Source organism: Amycolatopsis sp. cmx-4-54, from assembly GCF_046548895.1.
Taxonomy (GTDB): domain Bacteria; phylum Actinomycetota; class Actinomycetes; order Mycobacteriales; family Pseudonocardiaceae; genus Amycolatopsis.
This window is the reverse complement of the sequence record NZ_JAEBEJ010000006.1, coordinates 36670-55301: the sequence shown is the minus strand read 5'-3', so window position 1 is coordinate 55301 and position 18632 is coordinate 36670. Positions and strand designations below refer to the sequence as shown.

Below are 18632 nucleotides of genomic sequence, written 5' to 3'. Positions count from 1 at the left end.
CAGAGTCACCCCTGGCGGTGGCGCGGCAGCCGCACGGTGAACGTCGTCGCCCCCGGCACGCTCTCGACCTCGATCGTCCCGCCGTGCGCCGAAACCAGCGAGAGCACCACCGAAAGCCCGAGCCCGGTCCCGCCGTTGCCGCGCGTGCGGGCGGTGTCGACCCGGTAGAACCGGTCGAAGATCCGCTCCCGCGCCTCCGGCGGGATCCCGGGCCCGGCGTCGCTCACCCGCAGGACGACCTCCGAGTCCGAAGCCGAAGCCGACAACGTCACCGGTGTCCCCGGCGGCGTGTGCACCGCGGCGTTGGCGAGCAGATTGTCGAGCACCTGCCGCAGCCGCACCGGATCCGCTTGCAGGACAACACCTTCCGGTAGCGGGCCGATGATCAGCGGATGCTCCGGACGGCCGGCGGCGCAGGCCTCCCCCGCGTCGGTGATCAGCTCGGCGACGTCGACGTCGACCAGCCGCAGCGGCGCCTCGGTCTCCGGCGCGTCGAGGCGCGCGAGGAGCAGGAGGTCGTCGACGAGCACGCTCATGCGTTGCGTCTCTTCCCGGATCTTCGACAGGTGCGCCTCGCGTTCGGCGGGTTCGTTCGCCGCGGCGTAGCGGAAAAGCTCGGCGTAGCCCCGGATCGACGTCAGCGGCGTGCGTAGTTCGTGGGAGGCGTCGGCGATGAAGCGCCGGAGCCGCTCGTTCGCCTCCCGGCGCGCGACCAGCGAGGAATCGAGGTGCGCCAGCATCACGTTGAACGCCGTCCGCAGTTCCTCGACCTCGGCACCGCCGCCGCTCGCCTGCGCGCGCACCGGGAGATCGGCGTTCGCCGTGAGGTCGTGCGAAGCGATGTCGTGCGCGGTCCCGGCCATGTCGCTCAGCGGCCGCAGCCCGCGCCGCAGCACCAGCCGTCCCGCGATCACCAGCACCGCCAGCGCCAGCAGGAACGCGACGACCTCGACCATGATCAGCTGGCTGACCGTCCGGTCCAGATCGGCCTGCGGCGCGGCGCTGACCAGCACGATATTCCGCGCCGGTTCGATCGGGCAGGCCCGGACGCGGTAAGTGCCCTTGTCTTCGATGTAGACGGTGCGCAGGACCTCGGTCCGCGTCGCGTCTTCGGCGACCTTTTCGAGCGCCTTCGTGTCCGGTGGCAGGGAACCGCCCGCCTGCGGCAGCGCGTCCCCGTTCTGTACCGCGAAAACGGCGGAGAACCAGCCGTAGGCCTGCTGCGGTTTCCCGCCGTGCGTGGTGCGCAGCGACGGCACCTGGCTGATCTGGGTCTTGGCGAGCTGTTCGTCGAGCCGGTCGTTCAGATAGCCCTTCATGATGCCGACCATCACGGTCCCGACGACGGCGAACACGACCAGCGCCAGCGCGCCGAGCCCGAGCGCCAGCCGCGTGCCGAGCCTCGACCGGCGCCAGGCGTCGTACCACCGGCGCAGTATCTTCATCTCGCCGCCTGCCGGACGACGTAGCCGACGCCGCGCACGGTGTGGATCAACGGCTCGTCGCCGGTGTCGAGTTTGCGGCGCAGATGCGAGATGACGAGTTCGACCACATTGGACCGGCCGCCGAAATCGTATTCCCAGACGTGGTCGAGGATCTGCGCCTTGGTCAGCACCGAAGGCGAACGCCGCATGAGGTAGCGCAGCAGTTCGTACTCGGTCGGGGTCAGCTCGGCGGGTCTGCCGCCGCGGGCGACCTCGCGGGTGTCCTCGTTCAGGGTCAGGTCACCGACTCGCAGCACCGCCGCCTTGGCCTGGTTGGTGCTCCGCCGCAGGACGGCGCGCAACCGCGCCATCAGTTCCTCGACCGAGAACGGCTTCACGAGGTAGTCGTCGCCGCCGCGGGTGAGCCCGGCTACCCGGTCCGCGGTCGCGTCCTTCGCGGTGAGGAAGACCACCGGCACCGCGGTCCCGGACTCGCGGAGCTTGTCCAGCACGGTGAACCCGTCGATCCCGGGCAACATCAGGTCGAGCACGACGATGTCGGGCCCGAATTCGGCGGCGCGCTCGAGCGCGGCCTCACCCGATCCGGCGGTGACGGCCTGCCAGCCCTCGTAGCGGGCGACGGTGGCCACCAGGTCGGCGATATGCGGCTCGTCGTCCACCACCAGCAAGCGGACGGGGTTCTCGGTGTTCACAACGCCATCCTCCGTGAACGCGCGCGCGAGGGCGAGGCGGGCGCGCACACGACAGGAAGCCGACAGGTTCCGCCAAGAAAGGTCACCGGGCGGCACCGGTTGAACCGGACCGGAAGGGGCCACGTGTGACCACCATGACGCAGACCGCCGCGAGACCGCGCCCGGCGATCCGTCCCAGGATCGCCGCGCGCGCCGGGCTCTTCCTCTTCCTCGGCGCCAACGTGGCCGCCGTGACCACGCTCTTCTTCGCCGCCGGGCCGTCGGACAACGTGCTCATCGGCATCGGCAGGCTCGCCGGGCTGTACGGGGCGCTGGCGATGGCGTTCCAGCTGCTGCTGGTCGCCCGGCTGCCATGGCTCGACCGCCGCCTCGGCATGGACCGGCTCACCGGCTGGCACCGCTGGACCGGCTTCGGCCTGCTGTGGACGCTGCTCGCCCACTTCGTGTTCATCGTCTTCGGCTACGCGCAGGTCGAAGACACCGGCGTGGCCGACGAGTTCGTCACGATGGTGACCGCACTGGAGGGGATCCTGCGCGCGGTCGTCGCGTTCGCGCTGATCCTGCTCGTCGGCGCCGTTTCCGCCCGGTTCGCCCGGCGCCGTCTGGCGTACGAGACCTGGCACTTCCTCCACCTCTACACCTACGCGGCGGTCGTGCTGGCGTTCAGCCATCAAATCGCCCTGGGCGGATCGTTCGCGTCGTCGCCGGGAGCCCAGGTCTACTGGTGGGCAGTGTGGGGCGTCGCGCTCGGCTCCGTCGTCGCCGGCCGGGTGGTCCTGCCGCTGGCGCGTAACCTGCGTCACCGGCTGAAGGTCGTCGCCGTCGTCCCCGAATCCCACGACGTCGTCTCGGTGTACATCTCCGGCAAGCACCTCGACAAGATGCCCGCGCGGGCGGGCCAGTTCTTCCTGTGGCGCTTCATGACCCGGGACCGCTGGTGGCAGGCGAACCCGTTCTCGCTCTCGGCCGCACCGGACGGCCGCACGCTCCGGCTCACCGCGAAGGCCGCCGGTGACGGCAGCGCGTCCCTGCGGTCGCTGAAGGTCGGCACCCGGGTGTTCGCCGAAGGCCCGTACGGCGCGTTCACCACGATGCACCGACAGAAACCGGACGCGCTGCTCGTCGCGGGCGGCGTCGGGATCACCCCGGTCCGCGCGCTGCTGGAGGAGATCTCCGGACATGTCGTGGTGCTCTACCGCGTCCGCGACGAACGCGACGCCGTCCTCCTGCCCGAGCTGATCGGCCTGGCGCGGGCACGCGGCGCCGTCGTCCGAGTCCTCAGTGGACCGTCCGATCAGGCCGGTCCGGTCCTCGGCGCACCCAACCTGAGGCGGATGGTGCCGGACATCACCGACCGGGACGTCTTCGTCTGCGGCCCGCCGGGGATGACCTCGGCGACCCTGCGCGGCCTGCGGGAGCTGCGCGTGCCGTCACAGCAGGTCCACGCCGAACGCTTCAGCCTCGCCGCCTGATTCAGGGAGTCCCGATCATGAAAAAGACCATCGTCGCCGCCACGGTCGCCCTTTCGGCCGCCGGCTTCCTCGGTGTCTGGCGGTACGAACCCGGCCCGCTCGGCTCGGAGACCGTGGCCGTCGCCGCGGCGCCCAGTTCGTCTACTTCGGACGGTGGCGTCTCGGAGGGTGCCGAGCGCACCATCGACGGTTCGGTGGAGAGCAACCGGTACGGCACCGTCCAGGTGCGGCTGGTGATCTCGGCCGAGGACAGGATCTCGGAAGTCCGCCTGCTGCAACGGCCGACCAGCGGCCGCGGGGTCGCCGCGCTCCCGATCCTGCAGGAGGAGACGCTGACCGCGCAGAGCGCCGACATCGACACCGTCTCCGGGGCCACGTCGACGAGCGAGACGTACGTCGATTCGCTGCAGGCGGCGCTGGACGCCAGATGAACCGCGTCGAACAGGTGATGGGGCTGCCGGTCTCGGTCGACGTCCGGGCGGGCGGCGCCCTCGTCGAACACGCGATCGACGGCGTTTTCGGCTGGCTGCGGGAAGTCGACGCGCGGTTCAGCCCCTTCAAGGCCGACAGTGAGGTGTGCCGTTACGACCGCGGCGAACTCGCGCCTTCCGAACTGAGCGACGACCTCCTGGAAGTCCTTTCGCTGTGTGATCACTACGAACGGTTGTCCGGCGGGGCGTTCACCGCCCGGCTCCCCGGGCGAAGGCTCGATCCGAACGCGGTGGTGAAGGGCTGGGCGGTGCAACGGGCGGCGTCCCTGCTGCTGGCCGAGGGCTTGGACGTGTTCTGTCTCAACGCCGGCGGGGACGTCGTCACCGCCGGCGAACCGGAACCCGGCCGCGCCTGGCGGGTCGGCATCCGGCATCCCGAACGGCCCGGCGCGGTCTGCGCGGTGGTGGAGTCGTCCGGCGGCGCCGTCGCGACTTCGGCGGAATACGAACGCGGCGCGCACATCCTGGACGGAAGGACCGGGCGTCCGCCCGTCGGGCTGCTCAGCGTCACGGTCGCGGCCGGCGACCTCGTCACCGCGGATTCCCTCGCCACGGCCGCTTTCGCGATGGGGACCGAGGGGATCGCCTGGGTCGCCTCGCAACCGGGGTGCCAGGTGCTGGTCATCGACGCGGAACGGCAGGTGCACCGGTCGCCCGGACTGCGGCTCGCTTAAACCGTTGGCCGGGTTTCGCGGGCTCAGGCAGACTGCGGCGTCATGACCTCTGTCGTACAGAACTTCTTCTTCGACTGCGCCGACGCCTACGAACTGGGCCGGTTCTGGAGTGGTGTCGTCGGCAAACCGATGGCCGACGACGACGTGCCGGGCGATCCCGAGGCGATCATCGAGATGGACAACGGAGTCACGTTGTTCTTCGGGCAGGTCCCGGAACCGAAGACGGTGAAGAACCGGATCCACCTCTGCCTCACGCCGGACATCCCGCGCGACGAGGAGGTGGAGCGCCTGCTGGAACTCGGCGCGACCCTCCTGCACGACCGGCGAAATCCGGACGGCACCGGCTGGGCGGTCCTCGGCGATCCCGAAGGCAACGAATTCTGCGTGCTGCGCAGCGCCGCCGAAAAGGCCGCGACCTCGTGACGGACTACCTGACCGTCAACCGGGCGAACTGGGACGAACGCGCTCCGGCACACGCCGCTTCGGCGGACTACGGCTACGAGAAGTTCGTCGCGAATCCCACGCACCTCAGCGGCGTGGTCACCTTCGACCGGCCGCTGCTCGGTGACGTTTCCGGCGCCCGTGGCGTGCACCTGCAGTGCCATATCGGCACGGACACGCTGTCCCTGTCCCGCCTCGGCGCCCGGATGACCGGCCTCGACTTCTCCGCGCCCGCGCTGGAGATCGCGCGGCGGCTGGCCGCCGAGACCGGCGCGGAGATCGACTACCACGAGTCCGATGTGTACGGTGCCGCCGACGTGCTGGGCGCCGGGGAGTTCGACCTCGTCTACACGGGGATCGGCGCGCTCTGCTGGCTGCCCGACATCGCCCGCTGGGGACAGGTCGCCGGGAAGTTGCTGAAGCCGGGCGGACGGCTGTTCATCCGGGATATGCACCCGATGCTGGGCACCCTCGACGAGACGCAGCCGCTCATCACGCCGCGCTACCCGTACTTCGAGCAGGCCGAACCGCTGATTTTCGACGAACCGGGGACCTATGTGGACACCGACGTTTCGTTCGAGCACAACCGGACGCACGAGTGGAACCACGGGCTCGGCGAGATCGTCACTTCGCTGCTCGACGCTGGCCTGACCCTGACGCGGCTGGTGGAACACGACAGCGTGCCGTGGAACGCGCTGCCCGGGTTCATGACCCTGAACGAGGCGACCGAGGAATGGCGGCTGACGGAGGAGCCTCGGCGGCTGGCGGCCAGTTTCACGATCGAGGCCGTGAAGGCGGCCTGAGCCTCGGACGTCACAACTGTCCCAATGGCACCAGTGATCACACGGTGAGTAGTGAAGGGCCCTTCCCTACCGTCAGGGTAGGGAAGGAGGCCTTCACGGCCAGCCGCGACCGTGACAAGGGAGGCCGCCACGCCAAATTGACTTACCCCTCGATAAGTGGCCTGCAAGTACATGAAGGCCCCCTTCCTGTACCTAGGCGCAAGGAAGGGGGCCTTCATGTACTTCGGGAAGGTGCGAAGGTCGAGTTTCGTCGGCTGAGCCGGGGGAAGGGGGGCCTTCACGCGCAGTCGTTGTGACTTGTGGGGCTTGGTGGTGTTGCTGGGGCTGCGGATGGCGATCCGAAGTCCGTGAAGGCCTCCTTGAGGGACTCTGGGTCCCTCAAGGAGGCCTTCACGGACCGTCCACCCGACACGACACGTTTGCCTTACCCCTCAATAGAACCGTCCTTACCACTCACGAGACTTTGGAAGAATGTCCGCATGAGCGTCTCCCCTGAGAAACGGCCCCTTGTCGCCGTCGCCGCCCTGGGCGGCACCATTTCGATGGTCCCCGGCGACGGCGAAGACCACGCCGTCCCCCGGCTCACCGCCGCCGACCTGCTCGGTGACCTGGGCGAGAACCTCGAGATGGACGTCCGCGCGGAGACGCTCGCGGGGATTTCCAGTGCCTCGATGGATTTCGCGACCCTGATCAGGACGCGGGATTGGGCGGCCAAGGCGGTCGACGAAGGCGCTGAAGGTGTCGTCGTGGTCCAGGGCACGGACACGCTCGAAGAGACCGCGTACTTCTTCGAACTGACGTGGGCTTCCGACGCGCCGATCGTGATCACCGGCGCGATGCGCAATCCCAGCCTGCCCAGCGCCGACGGCGCGGGGAACCTGCTGGCCGCGCTGACCGTCGCCGCCGATCCCCGCAGCCGGGGCCGCGGCTCGCTGGTCGCGTTCAACGACGACGTCCACGCCGCGCGCTGGGTCCGCAAGACGCATTCGAGCCACGTCGAGGCGTTCTCCTCGAATCCCGCCGGGCCGCTCGCGCTGCTCAGTGAGGGCCTGGTGCACTACTTCCACCCGGTCGCCGCCCGCCCGGCCGCGTTGTCCTTGGCGGACGCGGACTTCTCGGGACTGGTGCCGATCGTCGAGAGCGGTGTCGAGGACACCGGTGAGCTCCTGGAAACGCTGGTCAAGGCCGGGGTGAAGGGCGTGGTGCTCGCCGCGAACGGCGCCGGGCACGTTTCGGCGGGGTCCGCCGAGGTGATCGAGCGGGTCCTGCCCGAGGTGCCAATCGTGGTCGCCGGCCGCACCGGCGCCGGGCCGACGTTCCGCGGCACCTACGGCTTCCGCGGTTCCGAATCGGATCTGATCGCGATGGGCGCGACCATGGCGGGCTGGCTGGACCCGCGCAAATCACGGCTCCTGCTGCACACCCTGCTCGCCACCGGCGCTTCGCGAGACCGCGTCGAGGCCGAATTCCGGCTCCGGGGCGACCTCGCCTGAGCCGCGTTTCGTCCTCTGAACGCGGTAGATGCACGCGCAAGGACCGCATTCAGAGGACGAAATGCGGGAGGTATCAGGCCCGTACCGGGCCCGAGACCGGGTCCAGGTGGTACGGCCGCATCGCGCGGGGCCGGTGCCGGTAGACGTGCACGCTGACGGCGGGATCCGGGCCGTCGTTGCGCACTTCGTGGACGTAGCCGGGGCCGAAGACGCGAGACTGGCCCTCCGACAGCGAATGCAGCTCGGTCACGGCCCGCCCGTCGACGGCGCGCCGGGCGACGGTCTCGCTCAGCTTCCCGCTGACCACGGTGAACGCGCCCGCGGCGAATTCGTGGTCGTGCAGGTCGGTGCGCTGGCCGGGCAGCCAGCTCATCAGCCAGATCTCCTGCAGTTCGTCCGCGTCGACGAGCGCGGAGAAACGCTCCTCGGGGTCGTAACGCAGCAGGTGGCGCCAGCGGTCACGATCCGCGGCGAACTCGAGCGCGACACGCACCGGGTGGCGCAGGGCGGGGTTTTCGGGAATGACGAGCGTGTTGTCCGGGACGGCGAACATGAAGAGGTCCTCGCAAAGGAAAGAAGGTGTCGAGCTGGGCCGGGGGCTTGGTTCACCGACAACAGCGACACGACGCACACGAGACGGCGCCAAGACCCGAGAGGCCCCGCGACACAGTCATCCCACGTGCGAACATGCGCCCAGCGAACCAGCACGGAGCCCGGCGGTCAACCGCTCTCACTGCGTGGACTGATCAGGACCACTCGTGCTTCTGCGACCGTCCGAGCAGTTCGGCTCCCGCGCGCCGCGGGTCGACCCCTTCGTGGCAGACGCGGTGCATCGCGTCGGTGATCGGCATGTCGACACCGAGGCCCATCGCGAGCTCCCGGATCGACGTGCACGATTTGACGCCCTCGGCGACCTGTCCGCCGGTGGCCGCGAGCGCCTGCTCCAGCGTCTCGCCCCGGCCGAGCCGCTCGCCGAAGGTCCGGTTCCGCGACAACGGCGACGAGCACGTCGCCACCAGGTCGCCCACGCCGGCGAGCCCGGCGAAGGTCAGCGGGTCGGCGCCCAGTTTCGCGCCGAGCCGGGCCATCTCGGCCAGCCCGCGGGTGATCAGGGTGGCCACGGTGTTCGCGCCGAGCCCGAGCCCGGCCGCCATCCCGCAGCTGAGCGCGATGACGTTCTTGCACGCCCCGCCCAGCTCGCAGCCGACGACGTCGGTGTTGGTGTACGGCCGGAAGTACTGGTTGAAGCTCGCCTGCTGGATCGCCTTGGCGTTGTCGTGGTCGGTGCAGGCCAGCACCGCCGCCGCCGGCTGCCCCAGCGCGATCTCCTTCGCCAGGTTCGGCCCGGACACGACCACGATCTGCCCGGCGTCGACGCGGGCGATCTCGGCGATGACCTCGCTCATCCGCTTGAGCGTGCCCAGTTCGACGCCCTTCGCGAGACTCACCAGGATCGCGTCGGAGGGCAGCAGACCGGACCACTCCGACAGATTGGTCCGCAACGTCTGGCTCGGCACCGCGAGCACCACGGCCTGCGCGCCGTCGAGGGCCTCGGCCGGGTCCGCCGTCGCGGTGATCCGCTCCGGCAGTTCGATATCGGGTAGATAGGACGAATTGCGATGCCGTTCCCGGATGTCGGCCGCGACCTCGGGCCGCCGGGCCCAGATGGTCACGTCGCGTCCGGCGTCGCCGAGCACCTTCGCGAACGCCGTCCCCCACGAGCCGGCGCCGAGCACGGTCACCCGCTGGACCTCGGCCATCAGGCGTCGTCCTCCGGTTTCTTCGCGGGCGGTTCCTCCTGGCGGATCTCCGCGAGCAGCGCGGTGATCTCGGTCATCATCAGCTCGGTGACCTCGCGCAGCTTGGACGCGCTGCGGGTCGAACCGTTCTTGTACGCGGAAAGGTCCAGCGGCTCGCCGACCAGGTGCGTGATCGTCTTGCGCGGGAACGGCGTGAACTTCTTCGTGTAGCCGTTGAAGATGTGGTTCGTGCCCCAGCGGGCGATCGGGATCACCGGCACGTCGGTCTCCAGCGCGAGCCGCGCCGCCCCGGTGAACGGCTTCTTCGGCCAGCCGTCCGGGTCCTTGCTGATCGTCCCCTCCGGATAGATCACGACGACCTTGCCGTCACGCAACGCCTGGTGGGCGGCCTTGAGGCTGTCACCGGCGGCGGCCGAACCGCGCGAGACGGGGATCTGGCCGGCGCCGACGAAGATCTTGCCGAAGAGCGGTGCCCTGGTCAGGCTCTCCTTGCCGAGGAACCGCGGCACCCGCTTCTGGCGGTGCACGAACACCGCGTCCACCGCCGGGTCCATGTGGGACACGTGGTTGAGCAGGAGCAGCGCGCCACCTTCGCGGGGGATCCGCTCGACGTTGCGGTAGATCCGCTTGCCGATGGCCGTCGCCGGGTAGAACAGTGCGGCGGCGATGCCCACCCAGATGCCACCCTTCTCACGCCGGGCCAATTCGTCCTCCTCGAAGTCACACGTGTCGTCCCAGGCCACTGATCCTGCCGCGCGCAGCCGAGCGCGGTCCAGGGAGGGTCGGGTAAGAATGCAGATGTGGACAGTGTGGGCTTCGACCTGATCGTGCCGATGAAACGCCCCGCCGAGGGCAAGTCCCGGCTTCGCGGCGCGGTCGTGCCCGAGCGGCACCCCGAACTGGTGCTGGCGCTGGCCTACGACACGCTGTCCGCGGCGACCTCGGCGGACGGGGTCCGCCGGGTGCTCGTGGTCGCCGCCGACCCGGCGTCGGTGGCGGATCTCACCGAGCTGGGCGTCGAGATCGTCACCGAACCGTCGCGTGGCGGATTGAACGCGGCCCTGCGTTACGGCGAAGAGCTGCTGCGCCGGGACACGCCGTCCGCTCTCGTCGGCGCGCTGCAGGCCGACCTCCCCGCGCTGCGGACCGAAGACCTCACCGCCGCCCTCGCCGAGGCGGCCGGGCATCGGGCGTTCGTCGCGGACCGGCAGGGAACGGGCACGACCCTGTTGCTGGCGGGCGCGGGCCGCGCGTTGGAACCTCGGTTCGGCGCCGGTTCCGCGCGGGCGCACACCGCTTCCGGTGCGACCCCGCTCACGATCGCCGCGGAATCGCTCAGGGCCGACGTGGACACCGCGGATGATCTCGCTCACGTTCGCACCCTGGGTGCCGGAAAGCGCACTTCAACGCTGTTGGGAACACCCTGCGTGGTGATGTGACGAGAGTTCACCCTGGCGACCCGCGCGCGGCGCACATAATCGCCCCGAGTGGTGAACAATGAAGCCCGTGAGCACAAATGACGGCGGCACCCCGAACTCGGCAAGGAAGCGGAAGACCTCCGCCGCGAAACCGGAACCGGACAACGGCACGGCGAAACCCGCCAGGGCGCGGAAGACCACTCCAGCGGCGAAGACCACCCCGCGCGCGACGCGCGGCGGTTCGGCGAGCCGTCCCGCGCAGGAGTTCCGCACGCTGCCCGCCGCGCCTCCCGCGGTGACTTCGGCGCCCACCGCCGTCGAAACCCTGCCCGACGACCGGTACTTCAACCGTGAGCTGTCATGGCAGGACTTCAACGCGCGCGTGCTCGCGCTGGCCGAGGACGAGTCGCAGCCGCTCCTGGAACGCGCCAAGTTCCTGGCGATCTTCGCGTCCAATTTGGACGAGTTCTACATGGTGCGGGTCGCCGGGCTGAAACGCCGCGACGAGACCGGGCTCCCGGTCCGCAGCGCGGACGGGCTCACCCCGCGCGAACAGCTGGCCTACATCGCCAAACGCAACCAGGACCTGGTCGAGCGGCACACGAACGCCTTCGAACTGCACCTGCGGCCGCAGCTGGCGGAAGAGGACATCCTCATCGTCGGCTGGAACGACCTGACCGGCGCCGACCAGCTCCGGCTGTCCAACTACTTCAGCGAGCAGATCTTCCCGGTGCTCACACCGCTGGCCGTGGATCCCGCGCACCCGTTCCCCTACATTTCCGGCCTTTCGCTCAACCTGGCCATCACCGTCCGGGACCCCGAAGCGGGCACGGAGCGGTTCGCGCGGGTCAAGGTGCCGAGCAACGTGCCGCGCCTGATGCGGATCGAGCAGCAGCCGCGGGAGAGCCGCACCGCGACGTTCCTTCCGCTGGAGGAACTGATCGCCGCCCATCTCGGCGAGCTGTTCACCGGCATGGAGGTGACCGAGCACCACGCGTTCCGGGTCACCCGCAACGCGGACTTCGAGGTCGAGGAAGACCGGGACGAGGATCTTCTCCAAGCGCTGGAACGCGAACTGGCCCAGCGCCGGTTCGGCCCGCCGGTGCGGCTCGAAGTGGCGCAGGACATGAGCGAGCACATGCTCGAACTGCTGCTGCGCGAATTGGAGGTCGACCCGCGCGACGTCGTCGAGGTCCCCGGTCTGCTGGATCTCACCTGTCTGCACCAGTTGTCCGGGGTCGACCGGAAGGAACTCAAGGACCGCCCTTTCGTTCCCGCCACGCATCCGGCGTTCGGTGAGCGCGAGACGCCGAAGTCGGTGTTCGCGACGCTGCGCGAGGGCGACGTCCTCGTGCACCACCCGTACGACTCGTTCTCCACCAGCGTCCAGCGGTTCATCGAACAGGCCGCCGCGGACGACAAGGTGCTGGCGATCAAGCAGACGCTGTACCGCACCTCCGGCGACTCCCCGATCGTCGACGCGCTGATCGACGCCGCCGAGGCGGGCAAACAGGTCGTCGCGCTGGTCGAGATCAAGGCACGGTTCGACGAACAGGCCAACATCACCTGGGCCCGCACGCTGGAACGCGCGGGCGTGCACGTGGTCTACGGGCTCGTCGGGCTCAAGACGCACTGCAAGGTGTCGATGGTGGTGCGCCAGGAGGGTTCGACCATCCGCCGCTACTGCCACATCGGCACCGGCAACTACAACCCGAAGACCGCGCGGCTGTACGAGGACCTCGGCATCCTGACCGCGGACCCGACGATCGGCGCGGACCTGACGGATCTGTTCAACGTGCTGACCGGGTACTCCCGCCAGGACACCTACCGCAACATCCTCACGTCGCCGCACGGGATCCGCCGCGGCATCGTGCGCGCGATCGGCGAAGAGATCGAACTCGCCCGCGCCGGCCAGACCGCCGGGATCCGGATCAAGTGCAACTCGCTCGTCGACGAGCAGGTGATCGACGCGCTGTACCACGCTTCGCAGGCCGGGGTGCCGGTCGACATCGTGGTGCGCGGGATCTGCTCGCTGAAACCGGGTGTGGAGGGACTGAGCGAGAACATCCACGTGCGGTCCATCCTCGGCCGCTTCCTGGAGCACTCGCGCGTTTTCACCTTCCTCGCGGGCGGTACGCGGTGGATCGGCAGCGCGGACATGATGCACCGCAACCTGGACCGCCGGATCGAGGCGCTGGTGCGGGTCAAGGATCCGAAGCTGACGGCGCAACTGGACTACATCTTCGAATCCGCGCTGCACCCCTCGACCCGATGCTGGGTGCTGAACTCGACCGGCGAGTGGAGCCCGTTCCCCGCCTCCGGCGACGACGTCCGCGACCACCAGGTCGAGCTGGCGAAGCGGCACGGGGCGGCGGGATGAGCGGGGTCATCCGGGCGGCTGGGGCCGTTCTCTGGCGTCGTGACCGGGACCGGATCGAGGTCGCGCTGGTCCACCGGCCGCGCTACGACGATTGGTCGCTGCCGAAGGGAAAGCTGGATCCGGGCGAGACCATCGCGGGCGCGGCGGTCCGGGAGATCGAAGAGGAGACCGGATTCGACGCGGTGCTCGGCCGCTATCTGGTCCGGACCGAATACACCGTGGCGGGCGCGCCGAAGACCGTCGACTACTTCTCCGCGCACGCCGTTTCCGGCGCTTTCGAGCCGAACGAGGAAGTCGACGAGCTGCGCTGGCTCGACGCGGAAGCGGCGGAGAAACTGCTGACCCGGCCCGAGGACGTCCGGGTGCTGCGCGAGTTCTCCGCGCTGCCGCCCGAACTCACCACGGTGATCCTGGTGCGGCACGCCAAAGCGGGAAAACGCGACGAGTGGAACGGCGACGACGATCTGCGGCCGCTGTCGGACGCGGGCCAGCGCCAGGCCGAAGCGCTGCGTTCCCTGCTGCGGCACTACGCGCCAGGCAGGGTGCTTTCGGCGCCGCGGCTTCGTTGCGTCCAGACGGTGAACGGGCTCGCCGAAGACCTCGGGGTCGAGGTCCGGCACGAGCCGCTGCTGTCGGAAGAGGGCTACTGGCCGGACCCGGTGCTCGGGGTCGCGCGGCTGCTGGCCATCGCGGGTGACGGCGGGACGCCGGTGATCTCCAGCCAGGGCGGGGTGATCCCGGACGTCGTCAGCGCGCTGGCCGACCGCGACGGCGTCGACCTGACCGCCGCGCGCGGCGGTCAGGTGCCGTCGAAGAAGGGTTCGTTCTGGGTGCTGTCGTTCCGGGCGCCGACCGAACAGGACGGGCCGGTGCTGGTGGCCGCGGACTACTTCGCGTCGCCTTTGCCCACGCCCGCTCCCGCCCACCCCTGACGCTTCGCTTTGCGCGTGAAGGCCCCCTTCCCTCGACTGAGCCGAGGGAAGGGGGCCTTCACGCGCTACAGGGGGATTTGAGACTGGCTGGGCCCTGTCTGCCCGCCACCCCACGTTGCGAAAGCCACTTTCGCAACGTTGAAGGTTGCGAAAGTGGCTTTCGCAACTCCTGCTGAGCGAGGCCGGGGCCTGCCCAACCCCACGCTTCGCCTGCGCCTATTCACCGAACACGCGTGCTTGGAGCCGTAACTCGCGTGACTGGAGCCGTATCACGCGTGCTCGGAGCCGTAACTCACGAGTTCGTCTTCCAGTCACGCGAGCTACGGCTCCGATCACGCGAGTTACGGCTTCGATCACGTGAGTTCCGTCTTTGATCACGTGAGTTACGGCCTCCATCACGTGAGTTCCATCTTTGATCACAGGTGTTCGGCGTCTGGACACAGCAAAAGCCGTGCGGCTCCCCCACGTGGGTGACGCGCCTACTCCGGCTGTGTCGACGCGAACCCGCGCTCATCGCTCCACTGTGGAGCCAGCCACCGGAAAGGCGCGTCCATCGGGGTGAAGCCGGGTCGAAGCGGATTCTTTTCCGCGACTTCGCTCACTGGCACGAGAATCGCGTCACATCCGCCACTGAGCGGCCGCGGATCCATTCCGGGACATGAATCCCCAAGACGCCCGAAGCGAGCGCGTCGGGGGAAACCAGGCGGCCGCACGGCATACCGGCCGGAAAATGCGGCAGGGCCCCGCGCCGTGCGCGGGGCCCTGCCGTTGGCTCGCTCGTGACGAGAGAGCTTACTTCTTCTTCGCGGCGGCCGAAGTCCGCTTGGCCGGAGCCTTCTTCGCGGGAGCCTTGGCAGCGGTCGCCTTGGCGGCCGGCTTCGCGGCGGCCTTGGTGGCGGTCGCCTTCTTGGCCGTGGTGGCGCGAGTCGTGGCCTTGGCGGCGGTCTTCGGCGCGGCCTTGGCGGCGGTCGTCTTGGCCGCCGTCTTGGTCGCGGTCGCCTTGGCGGCCGGCTTCGCGGCGGCACGCGTCGACGTGGCGGCGGCGCGGGTCCGCGTGGTCGTGGAACGCGTCGCGGCCGGGCGGCTGGCGGCCGTCCGGGTCGTCGTCGCGCGGGTGGCGGTGGTGCGAGTGGCGGTGCCGGCGGTCGCGCGCTTCACAGCGGTGGCCTTCGGCAGCTTCTTCGAACCACTGATGACGTCCTTGAAGGTCGTGCCGGCGCGGAACGCGGGCACGTTGGTCTTCTTGACGCGAACGGTCTCACCGGTGCGCGGGTTCCGCGCGGTGCGGGCGGCGCGGGCGCGCTTCTCGAACACACCGAAGCCGGTGATGTTCACCTTCTCGCCCTTGTTGACCGTCCGGATGATGATGTCGACAAGGCCATCGACGGCCTCCGACGCGACCTTCTTGTCGCCCAGGCGCTCCGACAGCGCCTCGATCAGCTGGGCCTTGTTGGCCATTCCAGTCCTCCAAGAAGAACTACTTGTACACGGCCCCGTCGGCCGACTTAGCGCACACGGTATTACCAATGCAGCACAAATTCCAAACGACGCGCGGAAATTTCCCTTGTCTCGGGGGCTGTTCCGCCTCCCGAGGGACCCCTTCAGGGCCTCTCGAGGTGCCGTTCGGTGTGGTTTCGGGGCTGGTGTGGAGGACCCCGGCCGGGGTGCGGATTCCCTGCTCAGCAAGGGAATCCGCCCCCTTCGGCCGGCCTTAGGAGTGGGCCGCCGGGAGGGTCACCGGCTTCCAGGAGGGGCGCTGGGTCTCGAAAGTGTCGATCTCCTCCGCGTGGCGGAGTGTCAGGGCGATGTCGTCGAGCCCTTCGAGGAGCCGCCAGCGGGTGTAGTCGTCGATCTGGAAGGGCGCGGTGAAGTCCTTGGCTCGTACCGTCTTCGACTCGAGGTCCGCCGTGACCTCCGTCCCGGGCTCGTTTTCGAGCAGCTTCCACAGCAGTTCGACGTCCGCCTGCTCGACCTGAGCGGCGACAAGGCCCTGCTTGCCCGAGTTGCCGCGGAAGATGTCCGCGAACCGGGAGGAGATCACGACCCGGAATCCGTAGTCCATCAAGGCCCACACCGCGTGCTCGCGGGAGGAACCGGTGCCGAAGTCCGGGCCCGCGACCAGGACCGACCCGTTCTTGAAGGGCTCTTGGTTGAGGATGAACGACTCGTCGGAACGCCAGGCGGCGAAGAGTCCGTCCTCGAAGCCGGTGCGGCTCACGCGCTTGAGGTAGACCGCCGGGATGATCTGGTCAGTGTCCACGTTGGACCTGCGCAGCGGGACCCCGACGCCGGTGTGGTGGGTGAACGCGTCCATGTTGGGAACTCCTTCGCGGATGTCAGCGATGTCAGTGCCGTCAGCGCCGTCAGCGAGCGACGGCGGGCTGCAGGTCTTCGGGGCTGGACAGCGTGCCCCGCACGGCCGTGGCGGCCGCGACGAGCGGCGAGACCAGGTGCGTACGGCCGCCCTTGCCCTGCCTGCCTTCGAAGTTGCGGTTCGACGTCGACGCGCTCCGCTCGCCCGGCTTGAGCTGATCCGGGTTCATGCCGAGGCACATCGAGCAGCCCGCCTGACGCCATTCCGCGCCCGCTTCGGTGAAGACCCGGTCCAGCCCTTCGGCTTCGGCCGCCTGGCGGACGCGCATCGAGCCGGGGACGACGAGCATCCGGACCGAGTCGGCGACCCTGTGCCCGCGCAGGACGTCCGCGGCGGCCCTCAGATCCTCGATCCGGCCGTTCGTGCACGAGCCGAGGAAGACGGTGTCCACCGCGATCTCGCGCAGCGGCGTGCCCGGTTTCAGGTCCATATAGGACAGGGCCTTCTCAGCGGCGATGCGCTCGTTCTCGTCGCCGATCCGCTCCGGGTCGGGCACCTCGGCGCCCAGCGGGAGCCCCTGGCCCGGGTTCGTGCCCCAGGTCACGAAAGGCGTGAGCTCGTCGGCGTTCAGCCGCACCTCGGCGTCGAAGACGGCGTCGTCGTCGGTGCGCAGTTCGCGCCAGTTTTCGACGGCGGCGTCCCAGTCGGCGCCCTGCGGAGCGTGCGGACGGCCCTTCAGATACGCGAACGTCGTCTCGTCCGGCGCGATGAGCCCGGCGCGCGCGCCGGCTTCGATGGACATGTTGCACACCGTCATCCGGGCTTCCATCGACAGCTTTTCGATGGCTTCGCCGCGGTACTCGAGCACGTAGCCCTGGCCGCCGCCGGTGCCGATCTTCGCGATCACCGCGAGGATGACGTCCTTCGCCGTGACACCGGGGCGCAGTTTGCCATCGACCGTGATCGCCATCGTCTTGAATGGACGGAGCGGCAGCGTCTGCGTGGCCATCACGTGTTCGACCTCGGAGGTGCCGATGCCGAACGCCATGGCGCCGAAGGCCCCGTGCGTCGAGGTGTGACTGTCGCCGCACACCACGGTCATCCCGGGCTGCGTCAGGCCCAGCTGCGGGCCGATGACGTGCACGATGCCCTGCTCGGCGTCGCCCATCGGGTGCAGCCGGACGCCGAACTCCTTGCAGTTGGCGCGAAGGGTGTCGACCTGGGTGCGGGACACGGGATCCGCGATCGGCAGCTCGATGTCGATCGTCGGGACGTTGTGGTCCTCGGTCGCGATGGTGAGGTCGGGGCGGCGCAGTTTCCGGCCCGCCAGGCGGAGTCCGTCGAACGCCTGCGGGCTGGTGACCTCGTGCAGCAGATGGAGATCGATGTAGAGCAGATCGGGCTCGGCCCCCTCGCCGCGCCGCACCAGGTGCGACTCCCACACTTTCTCGGCCAGTGTCCGGGGCATTTCCGGCTCCTCACATGCGGTGAAATCGGTACTTCCCACCATCTGGACATCTCAAACTTCGGGAAGATAGTATCGGCTTGTGGGACAGCATAGCGGTATCGGAGTACTCGACAAGGCCGTGGCCGTGCTTCAGGCCGTGGCCGAAGATCCTTGTGGCCTGGCGGAACTGTGCACGCGGACCGGTTTGCCGCGCGCGACGGCGCATCGGCTCGCGGTCGGCCTCGAAGTGCATCGCCTGTTGCGCCGCGGCCCCGACGGGCGCTGGCGTCCGGGCACCGCGCTCGCGGAACTGGCGGGCGGTTCGACCGACCCGCTGCTCGACGCGGCGAGTTCGGTGCTGCCGAAATTGCGCGACATCACCGGCGAAAGCGTTCAGCTGTACCGCCGCGACGGCGTCCAGCGCGTCTGCGTTTCGACCGCGGAGCCGCCCAGCGGGCTCCGTGACACGGTGCCGATCGGTTCACGGCTGCCGATGACCGCGGGCTCCGGCGCGAAGGTGCTCGCCGCGTGGTCGGACCCGCACACCCAGCGCACGATCCTCACCGAGGCGGTGTACGGGGAGCGCACCCTGCTCGAAGTCCGCCGCCGCGGCTGGGCCCAGAGCGTGGCGGAGCGGGAACCCGGTGTGGCGAGTGTCTCGGCGCCGGTACGGGATTCGACGGGCACCGTCGTCGCCGCGGTGTCGGTTTCCGGGCCCATCGAACGCATAGGGCGTAAACCGGGGGCGCGCTGGGCCGCGGACCTCCTCGCCGCCGCGGACGCGCTGCAGGAGCGTCTCTGAGCTCGAAACGAGTGAAGGCCCCCTGCGGCTGCAGGGGGCCTTCACCGTTCCCGTCCCGAAAGGACGGG

At 69.4% G+C, this 18632-nt stretch carries 18 protein-coding genes; 10 read left to right on the top strand and 8 right to left on the bottom strand.

Features of this window, described 5'->3' with window-relative positions; all coding sequences use genetic code 11:
- Window positions 1–5: 5 nt before the first annotated feature.
- Together ACLJQ7_RS20785 and ACLJQ7_RS20780 are read right to left on the bottom strand one after the other, a co-directional pair.
- Window positions 6–1445: a sensor histidine kinase gene (locus ACLJQ7_RS20785; RefSeq protein WP_410649872.1), complete on the bottom strand. Its 1440-nt coding sequence runs from the start codon at window positions 1443–1445 to the stop codon at window positions 6–8.
- Window positions 1442–2137, bottom strand: a complete 696-nt coding sequence (locus ACLJQ7_RS20780; protein ID WP_410649871.1) for a response regulator transcription factor — start codon at window positions 2135–2137, stop codon at window positions 1442–1444. Before ACLJQ7_RS20780 ends, ACLJQ7_RS20785 begins: the two co-directional genes overlap by 4 nt.
- 125 nt (window positions 2138–2262) lie before the next feature.
- Between ACLJQ7_RS20780 and ACLJQ7_RS20775 the strand changes: the two genes are divergently transcribed.
- The 6 genes from ACLJQ7_RS20775 (at window position 2263) to ACLJQ7_RS20750 (ending at window position 7511) form a co-directional block, all read left to right on the top strand.
- Window positions 2263–3609 carry a ferric reductase-like transmembrane domain-containing protein gene (locus ACLJQ7_RS20775; RefSeq protein ID WP_410649870.1) on the top strand — a complete coding sequence of 449 codons (1347 nt, stop codon included), beginning with the start codon at window positions 2263–2265 and terminating at the stop codon, window positions 3607–3609.
- A 17-nt stretch (window positions 3610–3626) separates the two neighbouring features.
- Window positions 3627–4040: an FMN-binding protein gene (locus ACLJQ7_RS20770; RefSeq protein WP_410649869.1), complete on the top strand. Its 414-nt coding sequence runs from the start codon at window positions 3627–3629 to the stop codon at window positions 4038–4040.
- Window positions 4037–4774 (top strand): FAD:protein FMN transferase, encoded by a 738-nt coding sequence (locus tag ACLJQ7_RS20765; RefSeq protein ID WP_410649868.1) that lies wholly within the window; start codon window positions 4037–4039, stop codon window positions 4772–4774. The genes ACLJQ7_RS20770 and ACLJQ7_RS20765 overlap by 4 nt, the downstream gene beginning before the upstream one ends.
- Before the next feature lie 42 nt (window positions 4775–4816).
- On the top strand, window positions 4817–5197 hold the full coding sequence (locus ACLJQ7_RS20760; protein ID WP_410649867.1) for a VOC family protein: 381 nt from the start codon (window positions 4817–4819) through the stop codon (window positions 5195–5197).
- Window positions 5194–6018, top strand: coding sequence for a class I SAM-dependent methyltransferase (locus ACLJQ7_RS20755; RefSeq protein WP_410649866.1), 825 nt, complete (start codon window positions 5194–5196; stop codon window positions 6016–6018). Before ACLJQ7_RS20760 ends, ACLJQ7_RS20755 begins: the two co-directional genes overlap by 4 nt.
- A gap of 479 nt (window positions 6019–6497) precedes the next feature.
- The gene (locus ACLJQ7_RS20750) at window positions 6498–7511 is read left to right on the top strand and encodes an asparaginase (RefSeq protein ID WP_410649865.1); all 1014 of its coding nucleotides are present in this window, start codon (window positions 6498–6500) and stop codon (window positions 7509–7511) included.
- 73 nt (window positions 7512–7584) lie between these two features.
- On the opposite strand, the gene ACLJQ7_RS20745 is transcribed toward ACLJQ7_RS20750, so the two are convergent.
- From ACLJQ7_RS20745 to ACLJQ7_RS20735, 3 genes are all read right to left on the bottom strand, one after another.
- Window positions 7585–8064, bottom strand: a complete 480-nt coding sequence (locus tag ACLJQ7_RS20745) for a cysteine dioxygenase (RefSeq protein ID WP_410649864.1) — start codon at window positions 8062–8064, stop codon at window positions 7585–7587.
- A 193-nt stretch (window positions 8065–8257) separates the two neighbouring features.
- Complete coding sequence (locus ACLJQ7_RS20740) at window positions 8258–9271, bottom strand: NAD(P)H-dependent glycerol-3-phosphate dehydrogenase (protein WP_410649863.1); 1014 nt, start codon at window positions 9269–9271, stop codon at window positions 8258–8260.
- Window positions 9271–10014 (bottom strand): lysophospholipid acyltransferase family protein, encoded by a 744-nt coding sequence (locus ACLJQ7_RS20735; RefSeq protein ID WP_410649862.1) that lies wholly within the window; start codon window positions 10012–10014, stop codon window positions 9271–9273. The genes ACLJQ7_RS20740 and ACLJQ7_RS20735 overlap by 1 nt, the downstream gene beginning before the upstream one ends.
- Window positions 10015–10080: 66 nt before the next feature.
- On the opposite strand from ACLJQ7_RS20735, the gene cofC reads away from it, so the two are divergent.
- The 3 genes from cofC to ACLJQ7_RS20720 are packed head-to-tail and all read left to right on the top strand — an operon-like array spanning window position 10081 to window position 14001.
- The gene (cofC, locus tag ACLJQ7_RS20730) at window positions 10081–10710 is read left to right on the top strand and encodes a 2-phospho-L-lactate guanylyltransferase (protein ID WP_410650284.1); all 630 of its coding nucleotides are present in this window, start codon (window positions 10081–10083) and stop codon (window positions 10708–10710) included.
- A gap of 58 nt (window positions 10711–10768) precedes the next feature.
- A complete protein-coding gene (locus tag ACLJQ7_RS20725) occupies window positions 10769–13069 on the top strand; it encodes an RNA degradosome polyphosphate kinase (protein ID WP_410649861.1) in 2301 nt (766 codons plus the stop codon).
- Entirely contained in the window at window positions 13066–14001 is a 936-nt protein-coding gene (locus ACLJQ7_RS20720; protein WP_410649860.1) for an NUDIX hydrolase, read from the top strand. The genes ACLJQ7_RS20725 and ACLJQ7_RS20720 overlap by 4 nt, the downstream gene beginning before the upstream one ends.
- Window positions 14002–14793: 792 nt before the next feature.
- Here ACLJQ7_RS20720 and ACLJQ7_RS20715 read toward each other — a convergent pair.
- From ACLJQ7_RS20715 to leuC, 3 genes are all read right to left on the bottom strand, one after another.
- Window positions 14794–15459: an HU family DNA-binding protein gene (locus ACLJQ7_RS20715; RefSeq protein WP_410649859.1), complete on the bottom strand. Its 666-nt coding sequence runs from the start codon at window positions 15457–15459 to the stop codon at window positions 14794–14796.
- Between the two features lie 253 nt (window positions 15460–15712).
- Complete coding sequence (leuD, locus tag ACLJQ7_RS20710; protein WP_410649858.1) at window positions 15713–16315, bottom strand: 3-isopropylmalate dehydratase small subunit; 603 nt, start codon at window positions 16313–16315, stop codon at window positions 15713–15715.
- A gap of 49 nt (window positions 16316–16364) precedes the next feature.
- Window positions 16365–17783, bottom strand: a complete 1419-nt coding sequence (leuC, locus tag ACLJQ7_RS20705; RefSeq protein WP_410649857.1) for a 3-isopropylmalate dehydratase large subunit — start codon at window positions 17781–17783, stop codon at window positions 16365–16367.
- A 79-nt stretch (window positions 17784–17862) separates the two neighbouring features.
- Here leuC and ACLJQ7_RS20700 point away from each other — a divergent pair, with 79 nt between their 5' ends.
- A complete protein-coding gene (locus tag ACLJQ7_RS20700; RefSeq protein WP_007031477.1) occupies window positions 17863–18564 on the top strand; it encodes an IclR family transcriptional regulator in 702 nt (233 codons plus the stop codon).
- Window positions 18565–18632 lie beyond the last annotated feature (68 nt).